Source organism: Polynucleobacter sp. AP-Sving-400A-A2 (assembly GCF_018688155.1).
GTDB lineage: Bacteria > Pseudomonadota > Gammaproteobacteria > Burkholderiales > Burkholderiaceae > Polynucleobacter.
The window spans coordinates 1203056-1220748 of sequence record NZ_CP061312.1 but is presented as its reverse complement, the minus strand read 5'-3'; the positions used below and the strand labels follow the sequence as shown (position 1 = coordinate 1220748).

The window sequence follows — 17693 nt, the reverse complement described above, 5'->3', positions numbered from 1 at the left end:
TCGTTGGGAGATAGTATTCAGTTACCTTAGTTACAAAATGGGTGGCAATTCTTTTGTCAGTGCGCCACGTTGTGCAGTGGCTGTACCCAGAAGAGCAAACCCAAGTAGCTTACCGTCACTGGATTCAAAGCGCGCTTCAAGACCACCTTCAACCGGATTGATTTTCCAATCACCAACCGCATCTTTAGCCGGTGGCGAAACAATGGTTGGTAGGGCGGGGGTCTTTACCATCACTGGCATAGCGGGATAGTTGAGGGTAGTTGCTTGTCCAAGTAAGTTGGGCGCTAAAGCTCGTGCTGCCTGCATGATCGGCATCACATAAGGCAGAACTAAGCCCTCAACTTCGGCACAGTCGCCAATCGCATAAACATTCTTGGCGCTAGTTTCTAAATGACGATTCACTGTAATGCCTGCGCCTGTGGCAATTCCGGCTGCTTGAGCTAAATCTAAGCGAGGCCTTAAACCAACCGCAGATAGAAATGCATCACTATGAATTACAGTTCCGTTGGCAAGAGCAATCGAGAGAGAGTCAGCGCTTCGATCAATCGATTGCACGGTAGTAGCAAAATGCCAACGCACACCTGCTGCACTAAGCTTAGTCTGAAGTGCTTGTGCTGCTGCCTCAGGAAGTAGTCTACCCAAAGCCTGCGGCGCTAAGTCAATGATATCTACTTCATATGAACCTAAAACTAAATCATTCGCAAACTCACAACCAATCAAGCCAGCACCTAAGATAGTGATCCGTTTTTTGCCTTCAATTGTCTTACGAAATTTGGCATAGTCTTCAAGATCATTGACGGTGATGACCTCATGAGCTGCATTACCCTCCAAAGGTAAGCGAATTTGATCAGCCCCCAATCCCAGTACTAACTTCCCATAGGAAATGCTGCCTGTAGAGGTGGTGACTGTTTGTGCGCCAGTATCAATTGCAGTGACATCGGCATCGCCCAAAATCGTGATGTCTAGCTGTGTTGCCATGCCCTCAGCATTGGTGGAGACTAATTGCTCTGCAGATTTGCTGCTTGCCAACGCTGTAGAGAGCATCGGCTTGGAGTAGAAGTAGCCTGGCTCCCTTGTTATCAAGGTAATTGGAATTTCCTTATCGATTTTGCGAAGCTCACGAATAACGGTGTAGCCAGCTAGACCGCTACCAATAATGACAATCCCCGATGGGGATGATTGATTCTGATGATCCAAAACTGGACTCCCTAATAATGCGTTTAAAGGTGTTACGTGTGGCTTGAGTTAAGAAACTTGCACCATTTCAAAGTCGGATTTTGATACGCCACAATCCGGGCATTCCCAATCTTCAGGAACGTCAGCCCAAGCGGTGCCGGCAGGAATGCCATCTTCAGGCAAGCCTTCCGCCTCGTTATAGACAAAACCACAAACGATACATTGCCAAGATTTCATGGGGATTCCTTGTTGTAATGGATTAAAGGCAGTTTAAATTGAATTTCAAATTCACTTGCTAGCTAAAGGTCTAATTGTTTTGTATCTAATAAGCAAACAAGAAAAAACACAGAAGCAAGCAAACAATGATTTATAAGGTGAATAGGAATGATATTATTTATCAGATAATTAGATTATAGGGATAAGGACAGAATATGGCTGCTCTGCCTTCATTACGACAGCTTCGCTATTTTGTAGCGGTTGCTCAGGAGCTTAATTTTACTAGGGCAGCAGAGGTCTGCTTCGTAGGCCAATCTACGCTAAGCGCCGGTTTAAAAGAGTTGGAAGATGTTTTGGGGGTCCGCTTGGTAGAGCGGGATAGGCAAAATGTAGCCATCACTCCAATCGGTGCAGAGATTTTAGAAAGGGCCAAGGTGATCTTGGCCTCCTCTCAAGATCTAGTGGAATATGCGAGCGCCTCTGGCGAGCCAATGGCGGGGACGATTCGATTAGGGGTCATCCCAACCATCGCACCATTTTTATTGCCAAACGTGTTGCCTGATATTCGGGAGCACTACCCCAAGCTAAAAATTGCCCTGCGTGAAGATTTAACCGCGAATCTGTTAGCGCGCTTGATAGACCATCAACTTGATTTTGCATTAATTGCATTGCCCTACGACACGGCTGGCCTCTTGGTGAAGGAGCTTTTTGTCGATGAATTTTGGTTGGTTGCAGGCGCAAATGATCCTGCATTAAAGGGTAAGGAAATTCATTTGCCTACCAAAATGGCAGAGAGGCTACTGTTGCTAGAGGAGGGCCATTGCCTGCGTGATCATACGATGCAAGCTTGTAAGCAATCTGATATTCGCAATGCCGAGGGAATGGAAGCAACTAGCTTACTGACTCTCTTGCAAATGGTGGAGTCTGGCATGGGCATTGCGCTGCTTCCTGAAATGGCAGTAAAAGGCGGGATCTTAAATGGTACGACATTGATTGCCCGGCCTTTAGCACCGCCTGCTCCCAAGAGAGTGATTGCGCTTGTAGCTCGCTTATCAACCGCGCATCATGATGAGTTCCAAGCGCTGGCCCACAGCATTGAATCAAGATTTAAATCTAGCCCAAGAATTAGTCGGGGTAGTCGAAAGAGTTTTCAAAGAGTCTAGTATGGTGTCGGCGAGACTTTAATATCCCTGCTACAGTTGCGCATTAATTGAAGTATTCACTCCCAAAAAAGAAAGTAGTTCATGTCTGGAAAAGAAATCATGTTTACCCCCGTCAAGCTTGGCGCGATTGAATTAAAGAATCGCCTGGTGATGGCGCCTCTGACCAGAATGCGAGCCATCGATGGGGATGTGCCACATCCTCTTGCGAAAACGTACTATGAGCAAAGGGCAACTGCTGGCCTCATCATCAGCGAAGCAACGCAAATTTCTGCTATAGGTAAAGGTTATCCGGGAACGCCTGGAATCTATTCTGCTGAGCAAACAGCGGCTTGGAAAGAGATTGTGAGTGCAGTGCATGCCAAAGGTGGCAAGATGATTGCGCAGTTATGGCATGTTGGGCGCATCTCTCATTCCTCTTTACATCCAGAGCAAGGTATTCCTGAGGCTCCATCTGCGATTGCACCTGCTGGCCAAACTTATGGCGCTGATTGGAAGTTGCACGATTACGAAATGCCTAAGGCAATGACTGCTGAAGATATTGCCGGTCTTTTGAAAGACTTTGAACTGGCTGCTATGAATGCGAAAGCGGCAGGTTTTGATGGCGTGGAAATTCATTCTGCGAATGGCTATTTACTTGATCAGTTTTTGCAAGACAAAACCAATCAACGCACTGATGGCTATGGTGGATCAATTGAAAATCGTATGCGCTTATTAGGCGAGGTTATTGAATCTATTACCAAGGTATATCCAAGTGATCGTATCGGGGTGCGCTTATCACCCTATGGCAGCTTTAATGATATGGCTGACAGCGATCCAGTGGCCTTGTTCACCGCGGTGATTCAGAAACTCAATGGCTATCACCTATCTTATGTTCATATGATCGAACCGCGCTCTACCAGTGCGGGTGGTAATGATCAAGTGAACGAAGAGGCCCCCATTACCTCAGAGATGTTCCGTAAAGCCTATCAAGGTCAATTTATTAGTGCCGGTGGATACGATCAGGCTATGGGTGAAGCTGTTTTAGAGGCTGGCTTGGCAGATGCAGTGGCCTATGGACGGTTGTATATTTCCAATCCAGATTTAGCTGAGCGCTTTGCGCAGGGCGCAGCACTCAATCCTTATAACCGCGCTACTTTTTACGGTGGGGCAGAAGTCGGGTATACAGACTACCCAACGCTTTAATCTACTAAAGATCAATCAGGGCCGCTATCGAAAGATAGGGGCCTTATTTTTTATCTTCAGGGTCTTTTAATAGGCCATAGTGGTTCGCAACGAGTAGCATTGCAATGGACGCGCATCCCATTGCAAAGAATTCCCATTGATGAATCATGGCAGTGCCAGTGACGGTCATTAAGATTGTCCATCCCACTGCCATTTTGGCTTTTTTGCTTAAAGGTTTCATATTTCGGAACTAAGGTAAAAAATTATCGAACGGTAAGTCTAGCTTTGGCGCTCAACTCGCTTGGCGTACCGCGCTTATCAAGTTGAGAGAGTCTGAGAGCCTCTTGCTCAAAATCAGTTTGAGCTGGGTGAAATTCAAGATTGCCAAGGTGAACAACATAAGTCCACACCAGCTCTCGACCCCTATCTTTATATACGTCAACAATGCGCTTCATTTATTAATGCCTCTGGTGGGGGCTGCGCCATTTGCGGAGCTCATATTGTTTTTTAGGTCGATGAGATTTCGTGGATCGATACGAATAACGCCACCACGAGGGCTATCAATGTCTGCAATCAGAAAGAAGGCAATGGCAATCATGGTTGGGAAAATCATGAAAAGGCCGACATTACGTTGAAAGTTTCTTGCGCCAAAGCCTACCAATATATTTGCACCTATGGCAATTGCCACCATCAGCCACCAGGCCGCAGTTGGAATGCGGTTCCACCAGGCTGCTTGAGTATAGCCATGAGCGTTAATCACTTCGTTCATCCCAGAGACGACCAGCGCCATAGTCGGGGATGGTTGTGCGCGCGCAATGGGCAGTAGCTCACTCCACATAGCGTTTTCTAGGGCGATAGTGCGTTGCGTAATTTTTTTGGCAGTCTCTCTATCTTGCTTAGAGTAAAACAAGATGCGCTGATCAAGGTATTCACCAAGGAGACTCTTAATATTATCTGCAGTTTTACTTGGCAGGAGGTCAGCTCTTAAGAATTCTGTACCAATTGCATTTGCTTCAGCTTCCTCATAAGTCTGCCTCAAGTCGTATCGGGCGATCGCCATTGAAAAAGTGAAGCCAATGATCAAGCCTAGCAAGGTCAGTGTTGCAGTCTGAATGATCCCTAAATCTGCCGAGGTTTCAGTGTCCTTGGTTCGGTATTTGCTGAGCACGGCGCTACCAAACCATACTGAGCCCGAGAGGACTACAGCAGAGATGGCAAATACGAGTTCGGGGTAATTAGCTAAGTGTGGAATATTAAAAAGTTCCTGGATATAAAATATCTTTAGTCACATTCTGTATATCACGGTGTCCTGTAAACGCCATAGTGATATCTAATTCATTATGAATAATCTCTAGACATTTGGTAACGCCGGCTTCGCCCATGGCACCCAAGCCATAGAGGAAAGGGCGACCAATCAATGTACCGCGTGCACCTAGTGCCCAGGCTTTCAAAACATCTTGTCCGGATCGAATGCCGCCATCCATCCACACCTCAATATCTTTACCAACAGCATTCACAATGCCGGGCAACGCTTTGATGCTGGAGATCGCGCCATCCAATTGACGGCCACCATGATTGGAAACGATCAAGGCATCTGCACCAGAGTTAGCAGCAAAGCGGGCATCCTCTTCATCCAAGATGCCTTTAATGATTAACTTGCCACCCCAAAGCTTTTTAATCCACTCCACATCATCCCAGCTCAGACCTGGGTCGAACTGCTCGGCGGTCCAAGAGGAGAGGGAAGACATATTGCCAACACCAGTAGCGTGACCAACAATGTTGCGGAAAGTTCTGCGGGGAGTCATCGCCATGCCCATGCACCAGCGTGGCTTAGTCATCATATTGATGATATTGGCGATCGTTAGCTTTGGTGGCGCGGATAAACCATTTTTTAAATCCTTATGGCGTTGTCCCAGAATCTGTAAATCCAAAGTAAGAACTAAGGCGGAGCACTTAGCTGCTTTGGCGCGCTCAATGAGGCGCTCAATAAAGCCGCGGTCTTTCATGACATAGAGCTGAAACCAAAATGGTTTGGTAGTGCGTTCTGCCACATCTTCAATTGAGCAAATACTCATCGTAGAAAGGCAGAAGGGGACGCCAAATTTTTCTGCAGCTTGGGCTGCCAGAATTTCACCATCAGCATATTGCATGCCGGTTAGTCCAGTAGGTGCTAATGCAACTGGCATGGCAACTTCTTCTCCCACCATCGTTGTTTTGGTGGTGCGGTTAATCATATTGACAGCAACACGCTGGCGCAGTTTGATCTTCTGAAAATCCGACTCATTCGCGCGGTAGGTAGATTCAGTCCATGACCCGGAGTCTGCATAGTCATAAAACATCTTAGGGGTGCGCTTCTGATGCAGAACTCGTAAATCTTCAATGTTGGTGATGATTGCCACTAAAACCCCTTCGTATATTGCAAATGCCTGAGAGCAAGAGCTAATTTAAGCTCTATCTTAGCAATACCGAGCATTTGTTTCTACAATGCGTAGGCAAAGCCCTTCTTGAGGCTCTAAATAGCCACCCATCCAACCATATCCCCCTGAATGCCTCAAATACCCCTGTCGACCGTCTTTTATTTAACGCTGGCAACCTTCCTCTGGGCGGGTAATGCAATCGCTGGAAGAGTGTTAGTGGGTAGTGTTTCACCGATCACCCTCAGTGCTGTCCGCTGGGGCCTGGCAGCCCTGCTACTTCTACCTCTTGGCTGGCGAATCCTAAAGCCAGGTAGCGCCCTGTGGCAAAACAAGAGTCGCTTCCTCGTCTTGGGATTATTAGGGGTAGGGAGCTATAACGTGCTCTTGTATCTTGCCTTACAAACCTCGACGGCAATAAATGTCACCCTCATTGGGGCAAGCATGCCGATCTGGATGCTCCTGATCGGCGCCATCTTTTATCAAGTGAGACCGACACTGTTACAGCTCTTGGGGGCAGTCGTCTCCCTAGTAGGCGTGACCGTAGTGCTCACGCGAGGTGAGCCTGCCAGTCTCTTGAGCATGGAAGTAGTCATGGGCGATTTACTCATTATGTTGGCTACGATTCTCTGGGCCTTTTACAGCTGGATGATTAGTCGCCCAGGAGAGAGTACTGAGCGGCAGTGGCCATGGGCTGAGTTTTTGATGGCACAGGTCTTGATTGGATTCTTGTGGACGATGTTATTTGAGGGCGCGGAAATTGCCACAGGGCACGCCTTTATTGATCTCAATTATTGGACTGGGGCATTGATCTTATTTGTGGCTATTGGCCCATCCTTAATTGCTTATCGTTGCTGGGGTTTGGGGGTGAATGGTGCTGGACCCACGGTAGCAGCATTCTTTGCCAACCTCATACCCTTGTTTACGGCCTTACTGTCCGCTGCGATCTTGGGGGATCCGCCCCAGCTTTTTCATGGCCTAGCTTTTGTCCTGATTGTGACCGGAATACTGGTTTCTTCCATCACGAAGAAAAGTGTCTAAGCCCCTTTATTTGCTCAAAAAGCCTGTTTTTAAAGGCTAAGTACCAAAACAGCGCTAAATCAGTATCATTTAGGGCTAATCACACGATTTACTAGGAAATTACTATGCCAGGCTTGCTCCCGAATGTTGATCCAGACGGTCTCTTAGAGTTCTCGGTTGTTTACACCGACCGCTCTCTAAATCACATGTCTGAAGAATTCAAAAAAGTCATCGTGGACATTTCTAGTGTTCTGAAAGATGCTTACAACGCAAGTTCTGCAGTCATCGTTCCTGGTAGCGGCACATTTGGTATGGAAGCTGTTGCTCGCCAATTTGCCAATAATGAAAAATGTCTTATTTTGCGCAATGGCTGGTTTAGCTATCGCTGGACGCAGATTTTTGATTTAGCCAATATCACCAAGGACATTACCGTTATTAAAGGTAAGCAATTGGAAGATGCTACCCAAGGCGTGTTTGCTCCTGCGCCGATCGAAGAAGTAGTGGCTTTTATTAAAAAGGAAAAGCCAGCAGTTGTTTTCGCTCCTCACGTGGAAACCTCTGCGGGCATTATTTTGCCGGATGCCTATCTCAAGGCAGTGGGTGAAGCGGTACGCTCGGTGAATGGTTTGTTTGTACTTGATTGCATCGCATCAGGTGCAACATGGGTAGATATGAAGGCTTGCAATGTCGATGTGTTGATCACTGCGCCTCAAAAAGGTTGGAGTAGTTCACCTTGCTGCGCGATGGTGGCTATGAGTGACAGAGCACGCGAGCGTATTGAATCCACTCAAAGCAGTAGCTTCTCAATGGATCTGAAGAAGTGGTTGCAAATTATGGAAGCCTATGAAAAGGGTGGCCACGTCTATCACACCACGATGCCAACTGATGCGCTCAAAATCTTGCGCAACGTAATGAAAGAAACTCAGTCTTTAGGTTTTGCTGCACTCAAAGCAAAGCAACAAGAGTTGGGCGATAAGGTTCGTGCCTTATTGGTGTCCAATGGTTACCACTCAGTCGCAGCAAAAGGCTTTCAGTCTCCTGGTGTAGTCGTGAGCTATACCAAGGATCCAGAGATTCAGTCAGGCAAAAAGTTTATTGCTCTTGGTATGCAAACGGCGGCTGGTGTGCCTTTGCAGTGCGATGAGCGTCCAGACTTCCGTACGTTCCGCCTTGGTTTATTTGGTCTAGAGAAGTTGGCGCATGTTGACCGCACAGTAGATCATCTCGAAACAGCATTAGAAAAAATTACCGAGACTGAAGCGCAGCCAGCTTAAGACTCTGTAATTGGTTTTCACAAAAGGCCGTCTTTGGACGGCTTTTTAATTGACCATCATTAAACTACCCATGAACCTATCGGAACCTCAAATGAATATCCCTTTTGCAAAATTGATCTTAGCCACCTTCATTGCTGCCTCAATTGCTTTATCTTCATTGACTGTAATGGCGGCGGATCCAGCCCCAGCCGGAGCACCTGTGGCCGCTCCTGCAACGATGCCTGATGCTCAAACAGAGAAGTCTGCAAAAAAGACTGCGAAGAAGTCTAAGAAAGATAAAAAGGCGGACAAGAAAGCTAAGAAAAAAGCTAAGAAGAAACCAGCAGCCCAAGAGTCTGCTACTCAGTAACGAATTTACTTATTTCACTATTTAATTTAGTGGGTCAGATCCCTCAAGATCTAGGGGCTTTGTAGAGCCCTGACCCTGTTGTTTGTTTGGTGCATCATTACGTACCAGCAACCACATCGCCCCCATCACCAAACTCATCCCACCCATCTGAGTCCAGGTAATGGGTTCGGATAATACGATCCAGCCCATAAATAGGGTGGAGACGGGACCTAGTATTCCGGCTTGAGCGACTAGAGGTGAGCCAATCCGATTAATGGCAATCATGATTAACAACATTGGAATGACGGTGCATAGGCTTGCATTGAGTAGGCTAAGCCAATAGATTTGCGGTACTTGTACAAAAACAGCTGCAGGATCGTAAATCAGAATTTGAATGACGCTCATGAATGCCGATGCGGAACTGGCATAAACAACTAAGCGCACGCTACCCACGCGCCTTACCATTTCTCCAGAGCCAATCATGTAGATTGCATACGAGCACGCGCTAGCAAAGACCAATACCATGCCGAGCAATGCCATCGATCCGGTCGAGCTAGCATCTTGGATAAATACGACGATCACGCCCAGATACCCCACCGCTAGCGCATACCACTGCAGTCGACTAATAGATTTGTTTAATACAAAATAAGAAATCAACAATACGATGGTGGGCGTTAGGTAAAGCACGATACGTTCCAGTCCAACAGAAATGTATTGAAGTCCTAAAAAGTCAAGATAGCTGGAAAGAAAGTAGCCCATAAATCCTAGAGCAAATATTTTCATTTTGTCTTTGAATATCAGTGGACTCATGACTTGCCTGCACGCTTGCCACCAATAAATTCCCCAAAAGAGGGGAAGTGCCATCAGCATTCTTAAGGCAATTAATGTCTCAGCATTTGCACCGTAGCCAAAAGCGAGTTTGACCAGAATCGCCTTGCCGGAAAATAATATGGAGCCGAGTCCGGCCATTAAGAGGCCGTAAACGTAACGACGATGATGAAGAGTTCTGCTGGCTGATTGCATGATGTTTTATAACATCTTGTTGAGTAGGCTCCGCATCTCCAAAATGACCTCTGTTGGAGTAAGTCCAATGGGACCAATTTGCTGAGCTACCAAACTATCGGCTGCTGTAGCGTGTAATTGCACCCCAATACAACTTGACTCCCACAAATTGAGATTGTGGTGGATACCTTGTGCTGCGATGGCTGCGATAGTGCCAGTTAAGACATCACCCATTCCGCCAACAGCCATACCGGGATTGCCTTGAGCGCACTGCACTGCCGGATGAAGAGGGGAGGCAACGAGCGTATGTTGACCTTTAAGGGCGATGATGCAATCGGTGAGTTTGACCAAGTCCAATACAGCGGCTATACGATCCGCCTGAATGACTGAAGCAACTGTATTGAGAAGATGGGCACCCTCTCCAGGGTGTGGGGTAAGCACAGTCATGGTGGGGTATGCTTGATTACGCTGCTTGAGGAGATCTAAAAATTCAGGGTTATCAGCAATCAAGCCAAGTGCATCAGCATCAATCACGAGCGGCACTTTTGGATAGCATAGCGAGGCTACCAACCAATCTCTAGCCAGCGCAGAAAAACCAAGGCCTGGTCCGATTGCAATCACATCTGGTGCTGTAGTTTTTAATTGTTCTTGGGCATTAAAGCTAGCTAGGCGAACCATTAGCTCGGCTTGTTCTGGCATGGCATGGGCAGCTGTGGGATCTAGTATCTCCAACATAGTCCAACCTGCCCCTAAGTGTAGTGCAGCACTGCCTGCCAAGAGGAGGGCGCCGGCCATTCCAGGTGCGCCACCAACGAGCAGAACTTTACCCGCATTCCCTTTATGTTCTGAGGGCGCTCGCTTGAGGCGGGTAATGAGCTCGAGTGATCTCAGTTCGGTTGGAGGGGTCATCTAATTAGTATCGCTCTTATAAATGGCTTAGCAAGGAATTTTATCGGGAGTATGCTTAAGTCATGAAAATACAATTTCTGGGTGCAGCGGGTGAGGTTACGGGATCAAGACATTCCGTGCGGGCTACTGTGGGTGGTCGAGATATGAGGTTCATGGTCGACTTCGGTATGTTCCAGGGTGGGCGCGAAGCTACTACTAAGAATCTAGAGCTACTACCATTTTCACCAAATGAAATTGATTTTGTTGTATTGACGCATGCCCACATTGACCACAGCGGCCTCTTGCCAAGACTCTGTGCCCAAGGCTTTACGGGCCCTATCTACTGCACCGATGCCACATTTGAGTTGTTGAAGATTATGTTGCCCGATAGCGCACATTTACAGCGCTACGATGTTGAGCGAGCGGTGCGTAGAAAAAAAGCAGGCAAGTGGCGCGGGGACTTACCAGTTGCACTTTACTCGATGGAAGAAGCGGATTTAGCGCTTGGGCAATGCGAAGTACTTGCTTATGGAAAATCCATAGAGCTTTGTAAAGGTATTGGGCTTGAGTTCCAAAATGCAGGCCATATTTTGGGATCAGCAATTGCGATCATGGATATCAGCGAAGACCATGCCAAGAAAAAGCGCTGCGTTTTCTCGGGAGATATTGGCATGAAGGGTAAGCTCTTGATGCCTGATCCCACCATCATTGCTCAAGCAGATGTCGTAGTGGTGGAGTCAACCTATGGCGATCGATTACATAAAACACTAGCGGATACTGAAGTTGAATTAATTAAAGTCGTAACTGAAACTCTAGATGGCCATGGAAATATTGTGATCCCTGCATTCGCGGTGGGACGCACCCAGGAAATTTTGTTCCTGCTCATTGATTTGGTTAAACGTAATTTATTACCCCATCTCAGTATTTGGGTCGACTCTCCAATGGCAACAGCAGCTACCCATCTCACTGAGCACTTTTTTGCGCAATTAGATAAAGAGTCGCAATCTACTTTTGAATGGTTTAAAAAAAATCCGAGCGCAGTTGATCTGCGATTTATTGCCGACGTTGAGGAATCGAAAGCGCTCAATAAAATTAAAGGTGGTGCCATCATTATTTCTGCGAGTGGCATGTGTGATGCGGGTCGTATTGTTCATCATCTTCAGAACAATTTGCCTCGAGCGCAAAATGCGATCGTGATTACCGGGTTTCAGGCCTATGGCAGCTTAGGTCGTCGTCTGGTAGATAGAGCCGCAAAAGTACGTCTTTTTGGTGAGGAGGTTTCGGTGCGAGCATCCATTCATACCATTGGCGGGCTTTCTGCCCATGCGGATCAAGCTGGCTTAATGGAATGGTTGAGAGGCTTTCAATCTGAGCCTCAAGCGGTCTTCGTGGTTCATGGTGAACCTGAAGCCTCTGCAGTTCTAGCGCAGACTATCCGTGAAGAGTTGGAGTGGAGGAATGTCATTATTCCAGAGCGTCTCCACTCCTACGCTTGCTAGCTTTTTACTCGGCTACCTTGGCGCCTTCGATGCCATGCTTTTTCATGGAGTTGGCGATAAAGCCTGAAGTCTTTAATTCTGCAACGATGCCACTCAAATAGAGCGTGATTTTTTCAAAGTCAGCGCGTGATTTTGGTACTCCCATTGCCTGATGAATCACCATAAACCTTCCCGGTAGCATGCGTACATTGCTATATCTCTTTGAATCCGCCTCTAGCTGTTGTTTTACTCCTGCAGCAACATTGCCTTTTCCGCTCATAAAGTCATCAACGACCGATTGAGAGTTGATTGATCTAAGCAGGGTGGCTTTTTTAATTTCACGTTTTAGATAAAGGTCATAGGCACTAGCATTGCCAACCACAATCTCATTACCAGCAGCGTCAACCTCTTCATTGCTCTGTATCGGGGAAGAGGTTTTGACCATATAAGCTCCCTCAATTTGGATATAGGCGGGGGTATAACTAATGTCTGCACCACGAACAGGATCGATGGCAACAAAGATGAGATCAAGCTGATTCGCTTTCAGGGCCTCCACTATGGCTCCAGCACTTTTAAAGGAGACGAGCTCAACTGGAATGCCAGATCGCCTGCCAATTTCTTGGGCAATATCTATCGTTACGCCCTTAGGCTGAGGTTCACTTTTATCAATTGAGCCTGCTAAAACTGGATTGCCGAGGTTTATACCAACACGAAGGGTGCCGGTTGGTGCTAAAGATTTCATCATGGTGTTATCGATGGGTTTATTCAGTACTGCATTAGGTGTTTGAGCCAAAACCAATTGGCACATCAATAGCAGACCAAATCCAAGTTTATTTTTCATAAAAGGGTAAGGGCAAATAAATCGGTATAAAAAAACCGCGGCGAACCGCGGCTTATTTTCTCAAGAAGAGATTATTTCTTAACGTCAGCTGCGGGAGCTGCAGGGGCTTCAGCAGGTGCTGTAGGAGCATTTTTCTTAGCCTCTTCCATATGAGCAGCTTCAGCACCATGCTTCTCGCCACCCATATCAATGTCACCGTCGCCTTTGATGAGTAAGTAGGCTGTAGCGGAGATTAATACTAGTACCATGATGATGATTGAACGGTTGCTCATTGCATTTCCTTCGGTTTGGTTAATATTCCTCGATATTAATGCCTGAAGCACTCCCGGTAAATCCGAATAAGCCCTAGATATGAAATTAATGCAATATTCTAGGTAGTAATACTAATTCTGACCTTGTATCCTAGGGCTTGCCTGTCTACTGAACTGACGATATGCCATTTTTAAAGGTTGAAATAAAGGTGCAAATATGAGTCCAAGACTCCCTGTAAATAACTCCCAAACTATTACTGATTTTTTAAAGCTTCAGAAAAGCCAGTTAGCAGAAAGTGGTTCCGATGATTCTTATAGATTCGCATTTGATGATCCAACCTTTTTGGCGCGCCGTGAAACTCTAGGTCTACGCTTTCAGCTCGAGTTACTCAAGCCAGAGATCTTATTGCATGAACATGGTGTTGAGCACACGATTACCGTATTTGGTTCAACCCGTTTTGTAAGTTGCCAAACAGCTCAGGAACTAGAGAAGAGCGCTAAAACACCAGAAGCACAAGCGGAGGCTAAACGGGCTTTACTGCACTGCAAGTACTATGACTCTGCTAGAGAATTCGGAGCAATTGTTGCGGGCTATAACGCGAGTCAATCAGAAGATCGCAATAAGTTATATATCGCCACTGGTGGTGGCCCCGGAATAATGGAAGCCGCTAATCGTGGTGCATTTGAATCTGGGGATAAAGCCATTGGTTTTAATATCAGCCTGCCAAGAGAGCAGCATCCCAATCCTTACCTTACCCCAGGTTTAAGTTTTCGCTTTCATTACTTCGCTATTCGCAAAATGCATTTCATGCTGAGGGCAAGAGCAATTGTGGCCTACCCAGGCGGCTTTGGTTCCTTTGATGAGCTTTTCGAGGTACTTACCTTAATGCAAACAAAAAAGGTCGAGCGTTTTCCAATCATTCTGGTAGGGAAATCATTCTGGCAAGAAGTGATCAATTTCAAGCAGATGCTGGACCATGGAGTAATAGATCAGGCGGATATGGAGCTACTCCATTTTGTTGAGACTGCTGAGGAGGCTTGGGCAGTCATTCGCGACTGGTATCAATTAGCCTAAGATGAACCATAAGAACTGTAAAATAGCTCGTTAAAGATCATGTCCATTACTAATACCCTTACCCTTACTTCCGAGCTAGATTTACCGGCCTACTTGTTTGGCATCGCCATGCTGCTCATTGTCATGTTGGTGCATGGGTTTGCTTTGCTCCAAATTGCAAAGCGCTATGAAGTGAAGTCATTTCTATATTTGTCAGAGCATAAATACTCTTCCGTGGCTTTCGTGTTTTATGTCAGCGTGTTGTGTTTATTTCTGACCCATATCTTTGAGATCATTCTCTGGGGAATCTCACTCCGAGTATTCAATCTTCTGCCAAATTTGGGTGAGAGTATCTTATTCAGTGGCAGCACCTATACAGCAATGGGTTTTATGGATGATCTCCTGCCAAGTGGCTGGAAGATGCTGGCAATCATTATTGCTTTTTCAGGGATGTTTTCTTTTGCTTGGACTGCATCCGTCATGATTTCTATGACAAAAAATTTCCGTCAAGCCTATACCCGTTTACATATGCAAAAACTGAAGATGGCACCTGAAGTCATTGAGCGTTTTAAGTAAGACAGGGGCATAATATGAGTAAGGTATGGGATGCCATCATCATTGGCGGTGGAGCTGCTGGACTCTTTTGTGCTGGTGTTGCTGGTCAGCTAGGTAAGAAGGTCTTGGTACTCGACCATGCTGATGTCTTGTGCGAGAAAATTCGGATTAGTGGCGGGGGTAGATGTAACTTCACCAATGTGCATAGCAGCCCAGCTAATTTTTTATCCCTAAATCCCCATTTTGCAAAAAGCGCCTTAGCGCGCTATCCCGCAAAGGAATTTATCAGGCTAGTGCAGTCTTATCGTATTGCGTATCACGAGAAACATCAGGGTCAGTTATTTTGCGATGAGTCAGCAAAGCAAATTATCGAGATGTTGCTTTCTGAATGCACTAAAGGGCATGTTGATATTCGCTATCCAGTTACAGCGCAGTCGATTTCAAATGTAGCAGGGGAATGGATTGTCAAAACCAATGCTGGTGAAGAACGAGCTAGATCATTAGTTATGGCAACAGGTGGTTTACCAGTCCCTGCAATTGGTGCAACGGCATATTCCCTAGATATCGCAAAGCAATTCGGATTGAAGATTGTTGATCCGCGTCCCGCACTGGTGCCGCTCTCATTCACGTCTGGTGAGTTTGATAACCTGATTGAATTGTCTGGCCTAAGCTTGCCGGTGCGAATTGCAGCAGGCTCCAAGGGAAAGCGTTATGGAGCATGTCGCTTTAACGAGGATCTGCTCTTAACGCATAAAGGCCTCTCCGGACCTGCAGTTTTACAGGCCAGCAGTTACTGGGCCGAAGGTGAGGAAATTCATGTTGATTGGTTGGGTGCAGCAGAGGCTCATGGCCAATTTACTTGCGATGAATTATTTAATCACGAGGATAACCGCCTTAAGTTAACAGAAAATATTTTAGCTTCAGTAATGCCACTACGCCTAGCAAAAGCATTTGCTGAGCAGAAAAACCTTCTAGGTAAAAAATGGGCAGAGGTTTCTAAAAAGGATCGCCATTCACTCAAAGAGCTCATTACCAATTGGTCAGTAAAGCCAGCTGGAACGCTGGGTTGGAAAAAAGCTGAGGTGATGTTGGGCGGTGTCGATACCAAAGAGCTTGATGGTCAAACCATGATGGCCCGCAATCATCCGGGCTTGTATTTCATTGGTGAGTGTGTTGATGTCACGGGGCATCTCGGGGGCCATAACTTCCAGTGGGCTTGGGCCAGTGGTTTTGTTTGCGCCCAAGCGCTAAAGAGTTCCTGACACATCAATAGACTGCTTAGTTTGGCTGGTTTCTCATCCAGTCGGCAGTATTAAAAAAAGACTCTTCTAACTGGGCGCCAATTTGTTTATCAATTCCGCAGTCTTCCATCGCGCGATACATGCAAGCTAGCCATTGGTTGCGTTCTTTGATGCCAATCTTGAAGGGTAGATGCCTAGCTCGTAGCATCGGATGACCATGCTTAGGGGAGTAGATATCTGGACCGCCTAGCCAGCCTGATAAAAAGAGTTTGAGCTTTTCTCGGGAGCTTGATAGGTCTTGGGGGTGAATGGTTCTCAAGGCTTCGAAGTGTTCTTCTAGCGCCATTAAATCGTAGAAACGATCTACCAGCTCCTCAATCTTCGCTGTACCACCAATCATTTCATATGGGTTTTTTCTCTCACTCATACCCTAATTTTAATGCTAAGACAGTGGGGAATTGGCAAGAATCTGATTTGGGTATAGAGTGGAAGTGTGCTTTTTAATTGATCAGAATGTTTATTTAACTCAAGGAGAGATGCAATGGACCACAAGGATATTCAAGCTTGGCAACAAGAAAAGGCGAAGGAGCTATTTGCCTATTCCCATAAATTATTGGATGCCGCCAAAGATCTCAGTGCCCACCACCTTGAAGAGATTCAGTGGGGGATGAAAAATGCGATGGAGAGCGCTAAGTCTGCCGCTAAAAATGATCTTGCTAAGCTCAAAGAGCTTCAGGATCTGGCTGCCAAGGAGGCCGCAAAACGCGCGACTGTTTATCAAAAGAAAGTGAAATCTGTTCTTAAGGATATTGGCGATGAGGCGGCTGATGGAACTGAAAAGCATTTAGAGAAAGTTCGCAGCTCTTTGGTGACCTGGCTGGAGGATGTTGAAGGTAAATTGCCAGGACATGCTGACAAGTTATCTAAGGTGGTTCATGACATGTCAACTGCTGGGCAAAAGATGTTTAAAGAGGGTCGTAAAATTGTGAATCAAGTTGCTGATGCGGCTGAGAAAAATATCGATGAGCATCTGAGAAAATCTTCGGATTCAAAGAAGACCTCTAAATAGCCAGACACTAGGCTAGATTGGCGGCCACCCTGATTGGGTGGCTTTTTATATCCAGCCTTGAAGCCAGATCCCAGAATCTTTTAGTTCACGCCAAGGAATAACTTGAGAATGCTGATCAAAGACGGCCTCTAGCTCCACGAACTCAATCGCCTGCTCAGCCAACTCCGGAAGAATGACCTTGCTCACTAAAAAGTGCTTACGCTTATGTAACGGTTTCACAGCCGTCCATTTAGTTAGTAGTAGCTTTTTGGGGCTGAGGGGATTTTGGTCTTTAGAGTTCATTGCACTGAAATTCATTTGTATTGCTGACAAGTTTGCCTGAGCTGGTCGTAAAAATATTGCTAGAGTCCTGTGTTCGGTTTGGACATTTCAGATCAAAGTAACTCAGTGAACCAAGGCTTCCACAGTATTCGTATTGACGATCCTGAAACTGCATCTGCGCTTTTTTCAGAATCATCGGAGATTTATTCCCGGCACTATCTGTACACGACCAGGTAGTGTAAGTTTCTCGCCCACAGGCTGAGAGCCCTAAAGCCAATAGCAGTAGAGCGATCATTTTGCA

General features: G+C 46.3%; 23 protein-coding genes. 10 read left to right on the top strand and 13 right to left on the bottom strand.

Annotated features, from left to right (window positions below; translation table 11 throughout):
• Nucleotides 1–30: 30 nt before the first annotated feature.
• Nucleotides 31–1197, bottom strand: coding sequence for an NAD(P)/FAD-dependent oxidoreductase (locus tag C2758_RS06455; protein ID WP_215327453.1), 1167 nt, complete (start codon nucleotides 1195–1197; stop codon nucleotides 31–33).
• A 48-nt stretch (nucleotides 1198–1245) separates the two neighbouring features.
• Entirely contained in the window at nucleotides 1246–1413 is a 168-nt protein-coding gene (locus tag C2758_RS06450) for a rubredoxin (protein WP_215327452.1), read from the bottom strand.
• A 194-nt stretch (nucleotides 1414–1607) separates the two neighbouring features.
• Between C2758_RS06450 and C2758_RS06445 the strand changes: the two genes are divergently transcribed.
• Together C2758_RS06445 and C2758_RS06440 are read left to right on the top strand one after the other, a co-directional pair.
• Complete coding sequence (locus tag C2758_RS06445; protein ID WP_215327451.1) at nucleotides 1608–2555, top strand: hydrogen peroxide-inducible genes activator; 948 nt, start codon at nucleotides 1608–1610, stop codon at nucleotides 2553–2555.
• A gap of 81 nt (nucleotides 2556–2636) precedes the next feature.
• A complete protein-coding gene (locus C2758_RS06440) occupies nucleotides 2637–3737 on the top strand; it encodes an alkene reductase (RefSeq protein WP_215327450.1) in 1101 nt (366 codons plus the stop codon).
• A gap of 43 nt (nucleotides 3738–3780) precedes the next feature.
• Here C2758_RS06440 and C2758_RS06435 read toward each other — a convergent pair whose 3' ends face one another.
• The 4 genes from C2758_RS06435 to C2758_RS06420 all read right to left on the bottom strand — a co-directional run bounded on the left by C2758_RS06435 (nucleotide 3781) and on the right by C2758_RS06420 (nucleotide 6115).
• Nucleotides 3781–3957, bottom strand: coding sequence for a hypothetical protein (locus tag C2758_RS06435; RefSeq protein WP_215327449.1), 177 nt, complete (start codon nucleotides 3955–3957; stop codon nucleotides 3781–3783).
• Nucleotides 3958–3979: 22 nt separating this feature from the next.
• Nucleotides 3980–4171, bottom strand: a complete 192-nt coding sequence (locus C2758_RS06430) for a hypothetical protein (protein WP_215327448.1) — start codon at nucleotides 4169–4171, stop codon at nucleotides 3980–3982.
• Nucleotides 4168–4884 (bottom strand): hypothetical protein, encoded by a 717-nt coding sequence (locus C2758_RS06425; RefSeq protein ID WP_251369152.1) that lies wholly within the window; start codon nucleotides 4882–4884, stop codon nucleotides 4168–4170. Before C2758_RS06425 ends, C2758_RS06430 begins: the two co-directional genes overlap by 4 nt.
• Before the next feature lie 85 nt (nucleotides 4885–4969).
• Nucleotides 4970–6115, bottom strand: coding sequence for an alpha-hydroxy acid oxidase (locus tag C2758_RS06420; RefSeq protein ID WP_215327447.1), 1146 nt, complete (start codon nucleotides 6113–6115; stop codon nucleotides 4970–4972).
• Between the two features lie 147 nt (nucleotides 6116–6262).
• Between C2758_RS06420 and C2758_RS06415 the strand changes: the two genes are divergently transcribed.
• From C2758_RS06415 to C2758_RS06405, 3 genes are all read left to right on the top strand, one after another.
• Nucleotides 6263–7171, top strand: coding sequence for a DMT family transporter (locus tag C2758_RS06415; protein WP_215327446.1), 909 nt, complete (start codon nucleotides 6263–6265; stop codon nucleotides 7169–7171).
• A gap of 104 nt (nucleotides 7172–7275) precedes the next feature.
• Nucleotides 7276–8424: an aminotransferase class V-fold PLP-dependent enzyme gene (locus C2758_RS06410; RefSeq protein ID WP_215327445.1), complete on the top strand. Its 1149-nt coding sequence runs from the start codon at nucleotides 7276–7278 to the stop codon at nucleotides 8422–8424.
• A gap of 91 nt (nucleotides 8425–8515) precedes the next feature.
• Complete coding sequence (locus C2758_RS06405) at nucleotides 8516–8773, top strand: protein tyrosine phosphatase (protein ID WP_215327444.1); 258 nt, start codon at nucleotides 8516–8518, stop codon at nucleotides 8771–8773.
• 21 nt (nucleotides 8774–8794) lie between these two features.
• On the opposite strand, the gene C2758_RS06400 is transcribed toward C2758_RS06405, so the two are convergent.
• Both C2758_RS06400 and C2758_RS06395 read right to left on the bottom strand, forming a co-directional pair.
• Entirely contained in the window at nucleotides 8795–9775 is a 981-nt protein-coding gene (locus tag C2758_RS06400) for a DMT family transporter (protein WP_215327443.1), read from the bottom strand.
• Between the two features lie 6 nt (nucleotides 9776–9781).
• A complete protein-coding gene (locus C2758_RS06395) occupies nucleotides 9782–10663 on the bottom strand; it encodes an NAD(P)H-hydrate dehydratase (protein WP_215327442.1) in 882 nt (293 codons plus the stop codon).
• A gap of 62 nt (nucleotides 10664–10725) precedes the next feature.
• Here C2758_RS06395 and C2758_RS06390 point away from each other — a divergent pair, with 62 nt between their 5' ends.
• Complete coding sequence (locus C2758_RS06390; RefSeq protein ID WP_215327441.1) at nucleotides 10726–12141, top strand: MBL fold metallo-hydrolase RNA specificity domain-containing protein; 1416 nt, start codon at nucleotides 10726–10728, stop codon at nucleotides 12139–12141.
• Nucleotides 12142–12145: 4 nt separating this feature from the next.
• On the opposite strand, the gene C2758_RS06385 is transcribed toward C2758_RS06390, so the two are convergent.
• Entirely contained in the window at nucleotides 12146–12961 is an 816-nt protein-coding gene (locus tag C2758_RS06385; protein ID WP_251369151.1) for an ABC transporter substrate-binding protein, read from the bottom strand.
• 71 nt (nucleotides 12962–13032) lie between these two features.
• Nucleotides 13033–13233, bottom strand: a complete 201-nt coding sequence (locus C2758_RS06380; protein WP_215327440.1) for a hypothetical protein — start codon at nucleotides 13231–13233, stop codon at nucleotides 13033–13035.
• Nucleotides 13234–13429: 196 nt separating this feature from the next.
• On the opposite strand from C2758_RS06380, the gene C2758_RS06375 reads away from it, so the two are divergent.
• The 3 genes from C2758_RS06375 to C2758_RS06365 are packed head-to-tail and all read left to right on the top strand — an operon-like array spanning nucleotide 13430 to nucleotide 16083.
• The gene (locus tag C2758_RS06375; RefSeq protein ID WP_215327439.1) at nucleotides 13430–14287 is read left to right on the top strand and encodes an LOG family protein; all 858 of its coding nucleotides are present in this window, start codon (nucleotides 13430–13432) and stop codon (nucleotides 14285–14287) included.
• Nucleotides 14288–14326: 39 nt separating this feature from the next.
• Complete coding sequence (locus C2758_RS06370; RefSeq protein WP_215327438.1) at nucleotides 14327–14842, top strand: hypothetical protein; 516 nt, start codon at nucleotides 14327–14329, stop codon at nucleotides 14840–14842.
• 14 nt (nucleotides 14843–14856) lie between these two features.
• A complete protein-coding gene (locus C2758_RS06365) occupies nucleotides 14857–16083 on the top strand; it encodes an aminoacetone oxidase family FAD-binding enzyme (protein ID WP_215327437.1) in 1227 nt (408 codons plus the stop codon).
• A 16-nt stretch (nucleotides 16084–16099) separates the two neighbouring features.
• Here C2758_RS06365 and C2758_RS06360 read toward each other — a convergent pair whose 3' ends face one another.
• Nucleotides 16100–16489, bottom strand: a complete 390-nt coding sequence (locus tag C2758_RS06360; protein WP_215327436.1) for a group II truncated hemoglobin — start codon at nucleotides 16487–16489, stop codon at nucleotides 16100–16102.
• Between the two features lie 114 nt (nucleotides 16490–16603).
• Here C2758_RS06360 and C2758_RS06355 point away from each other — a divergent pair, with 114 nt between their 5' ends.
• On the top strand, nucleotides 16604–17131 hold the full coding sequence (locus C2758_RS06355; RefSeq protein WP_215327435.1) for a hypothetical protein: 528 nt from the start codon (nucleotides 16604–16606) through the stop codon (nucleotides 17129–17131).
• Nucleotides 17132–17176: 45 nt separating this feature from the next.
• On the opposite strand, the gene C2758_RS06350 is transcribed toward C2758_RS06355, so the two are convergent.
• Both C2758_RS06350 and C2758_RS06345 read right to left on the bottom strand, forming a co-directional pair.
• Nucleotides 17177–17413 carry a TIGR02450 family Trp-rich protein gene (locus tag C2758_RS06350; protein ID WP_215327434.1) on the bottom strand — a complete coding sequence of 79 codons (237 nt, stop codon included), beginning with the start codon at nucleotides 17411–17413 and terminating at the stop codon, nucleotides 17177–17179.
• A complete protein-coding gene (locus C2758_RS06345; protein WP_215327433.1) occupies nucleotides 17403–17687 on the bottom strand; it encodes a hypothetical protein in 285 nt (94 codons plus the stop codon). The genes C2758_RS06350 and C2758_RS06345 overlap by 11 nt, the downstream gene beginning before the upstream one ends.
• Nucleotides 17688–17693 lie beyond the last annotated feature (6 nt).

Excerpts from the sequence above, each read along its gene's own strand:
- C2758_RS06450 (WP_215327452.1), bottom strand. The coding sequence starts at position 1,413 with ATGAAATCTTGGCAATGTATCGTTTGTGGTTTTGTCTATAACGAGGCG.
- C2758_RS06445 (WP_215327451.1), top strand. The coding sequence starts at position 1,608 with ATGGCTGCTCTGCCTTCATTACGACAGCTTCGCTATTTTGTAGCGGTT.
- C2758_RS06440 (WP_215327450.1), top strand. The coding sequence starts at position 2,637 with ATGTCTGGAAAAGAAATCATGTTTACCCCCGTCAAGCTTGGCGCGATT.
- C2758_RS06435 (WP_215327449.1), bottom strand. The coding sequence starts at position 3,957 with ATGAAACCTTTAAGCAAAAAAGCCAAAATGGCAGTGGGATGGACAATC.
- C2758_RS06430 (WP_215327448.1), bottom strand. The coding sequence starts at position 4,171 with ATGAAGCGCATTGTTGACGTATATAAAGATAGGGGTCGAGAGCTGGTG.
- C2758_RS06415 (WP_215327446.1), top strand. The coding sequence starts at position 6,263 with ATGCCTCAAATACCCCTGTCGACCGTCTTTTATTTAACGCTGGCAACC.
- C2758_RS06410 (WP_215327445.1), top strand. The coding sequence starts at position 7,276 with ATGCCAGGCTTGCTCCCGAATGTTGATCCAGACGGTCTCTTAGAGTTC.
- C2758_RS06405 (WP_215327444.1), top strand. The coding sequence starts at position 8,516 with ATGAATATCCCTTTTGCAAAATTGATCTTAGCCACCTTCATTGCTGCC.
- C2758_RS06400 (WP_215327443.1), bottom strand. The coding sequence starts at position 9,775 with ATGCAATCAGCCAGCAGAACTCTTCATCATCGTCGTTACGTTTACGGC.
- C2758_RS06395 (WP_215327442.1), bottom strand. The coding sequence starts at position 10,663 with ATGACCCCTCCAACCGAACTGAGATCACTCGAGCTCATTACCCGCCTC.
- C2758_RS06390 (WP_215327441.1), top strand. The coding sequence starts at position 10,726 with ATGAAAATACAATTTCTGGGTGCAGCGGGTGAGGTTACGGGATCAAGA.
- C2758_RS06385 (WP_251369151.1), bottom strand. The coding sequence starts at position 12,961 with ATGAAAAATAAACTTGGATTTGGTCTGCTATTGATGTGCCAATTGGTT.
- C2758_RS06380 (WP_215327440.1), bottom strand. The coding sequence starts at position 13,233 with ATGAGCAACCGTTCAATCATCATCATGGTACTAGTATTAATCTCCGCT.
- C2758_RS06375 (WP_215327439.1), top strand. The coding sequence starts at position 13,430 with ATGAGTCCAAGACTCCCTGTAAATAACTCCCAAACTATTACTGATTTT.
- C2758_RS06370 (WP_215327438.1), top strand. The coding sequence starts at position 14,327 with ATGTCCATTACTAATACCCTTACCCTTACTTCCGAGCTAGATTTACCG.
- C2758_RS06365 (WP_215327437.1), top strand. The coding sequence starts at position 14,857 with ATGAGTAAGGTATGGGATGCCATCATCATTGGCGGTGGAGCTGCTGGA.
- C2758_RS06360 (WP_215327436.1), bottom strand. The coding sequence starts at position 16,489 with ATGAGTGAGAGAAAAAACCCATATGAAATGATTGGTGGTACAGCGAAG.
- C2758_RS06355 (WP_215327435.1), top strand. The coding sequence starts at position 16,604 with ATGGACCACAAGGATATTCAAGCTTGGCAACAAGAAAAGGCGAAGGAG.
- C2758_RS06350 (WP_215327434.1), bottom strand. The coding sequence starts at position 17,413 with ATGAACTCTAAAGACCAAAATCCCCTCAGCCCCAAAAAGCTACTACTA.
- C2758_RS06345 (WP_215327433.1), bottom strand. The coding sequence starts at position 17,687 with ATGATCGCTCTACTGCTATTGGCTTTAGGGCTCTCAGCCTGTGGGCGA.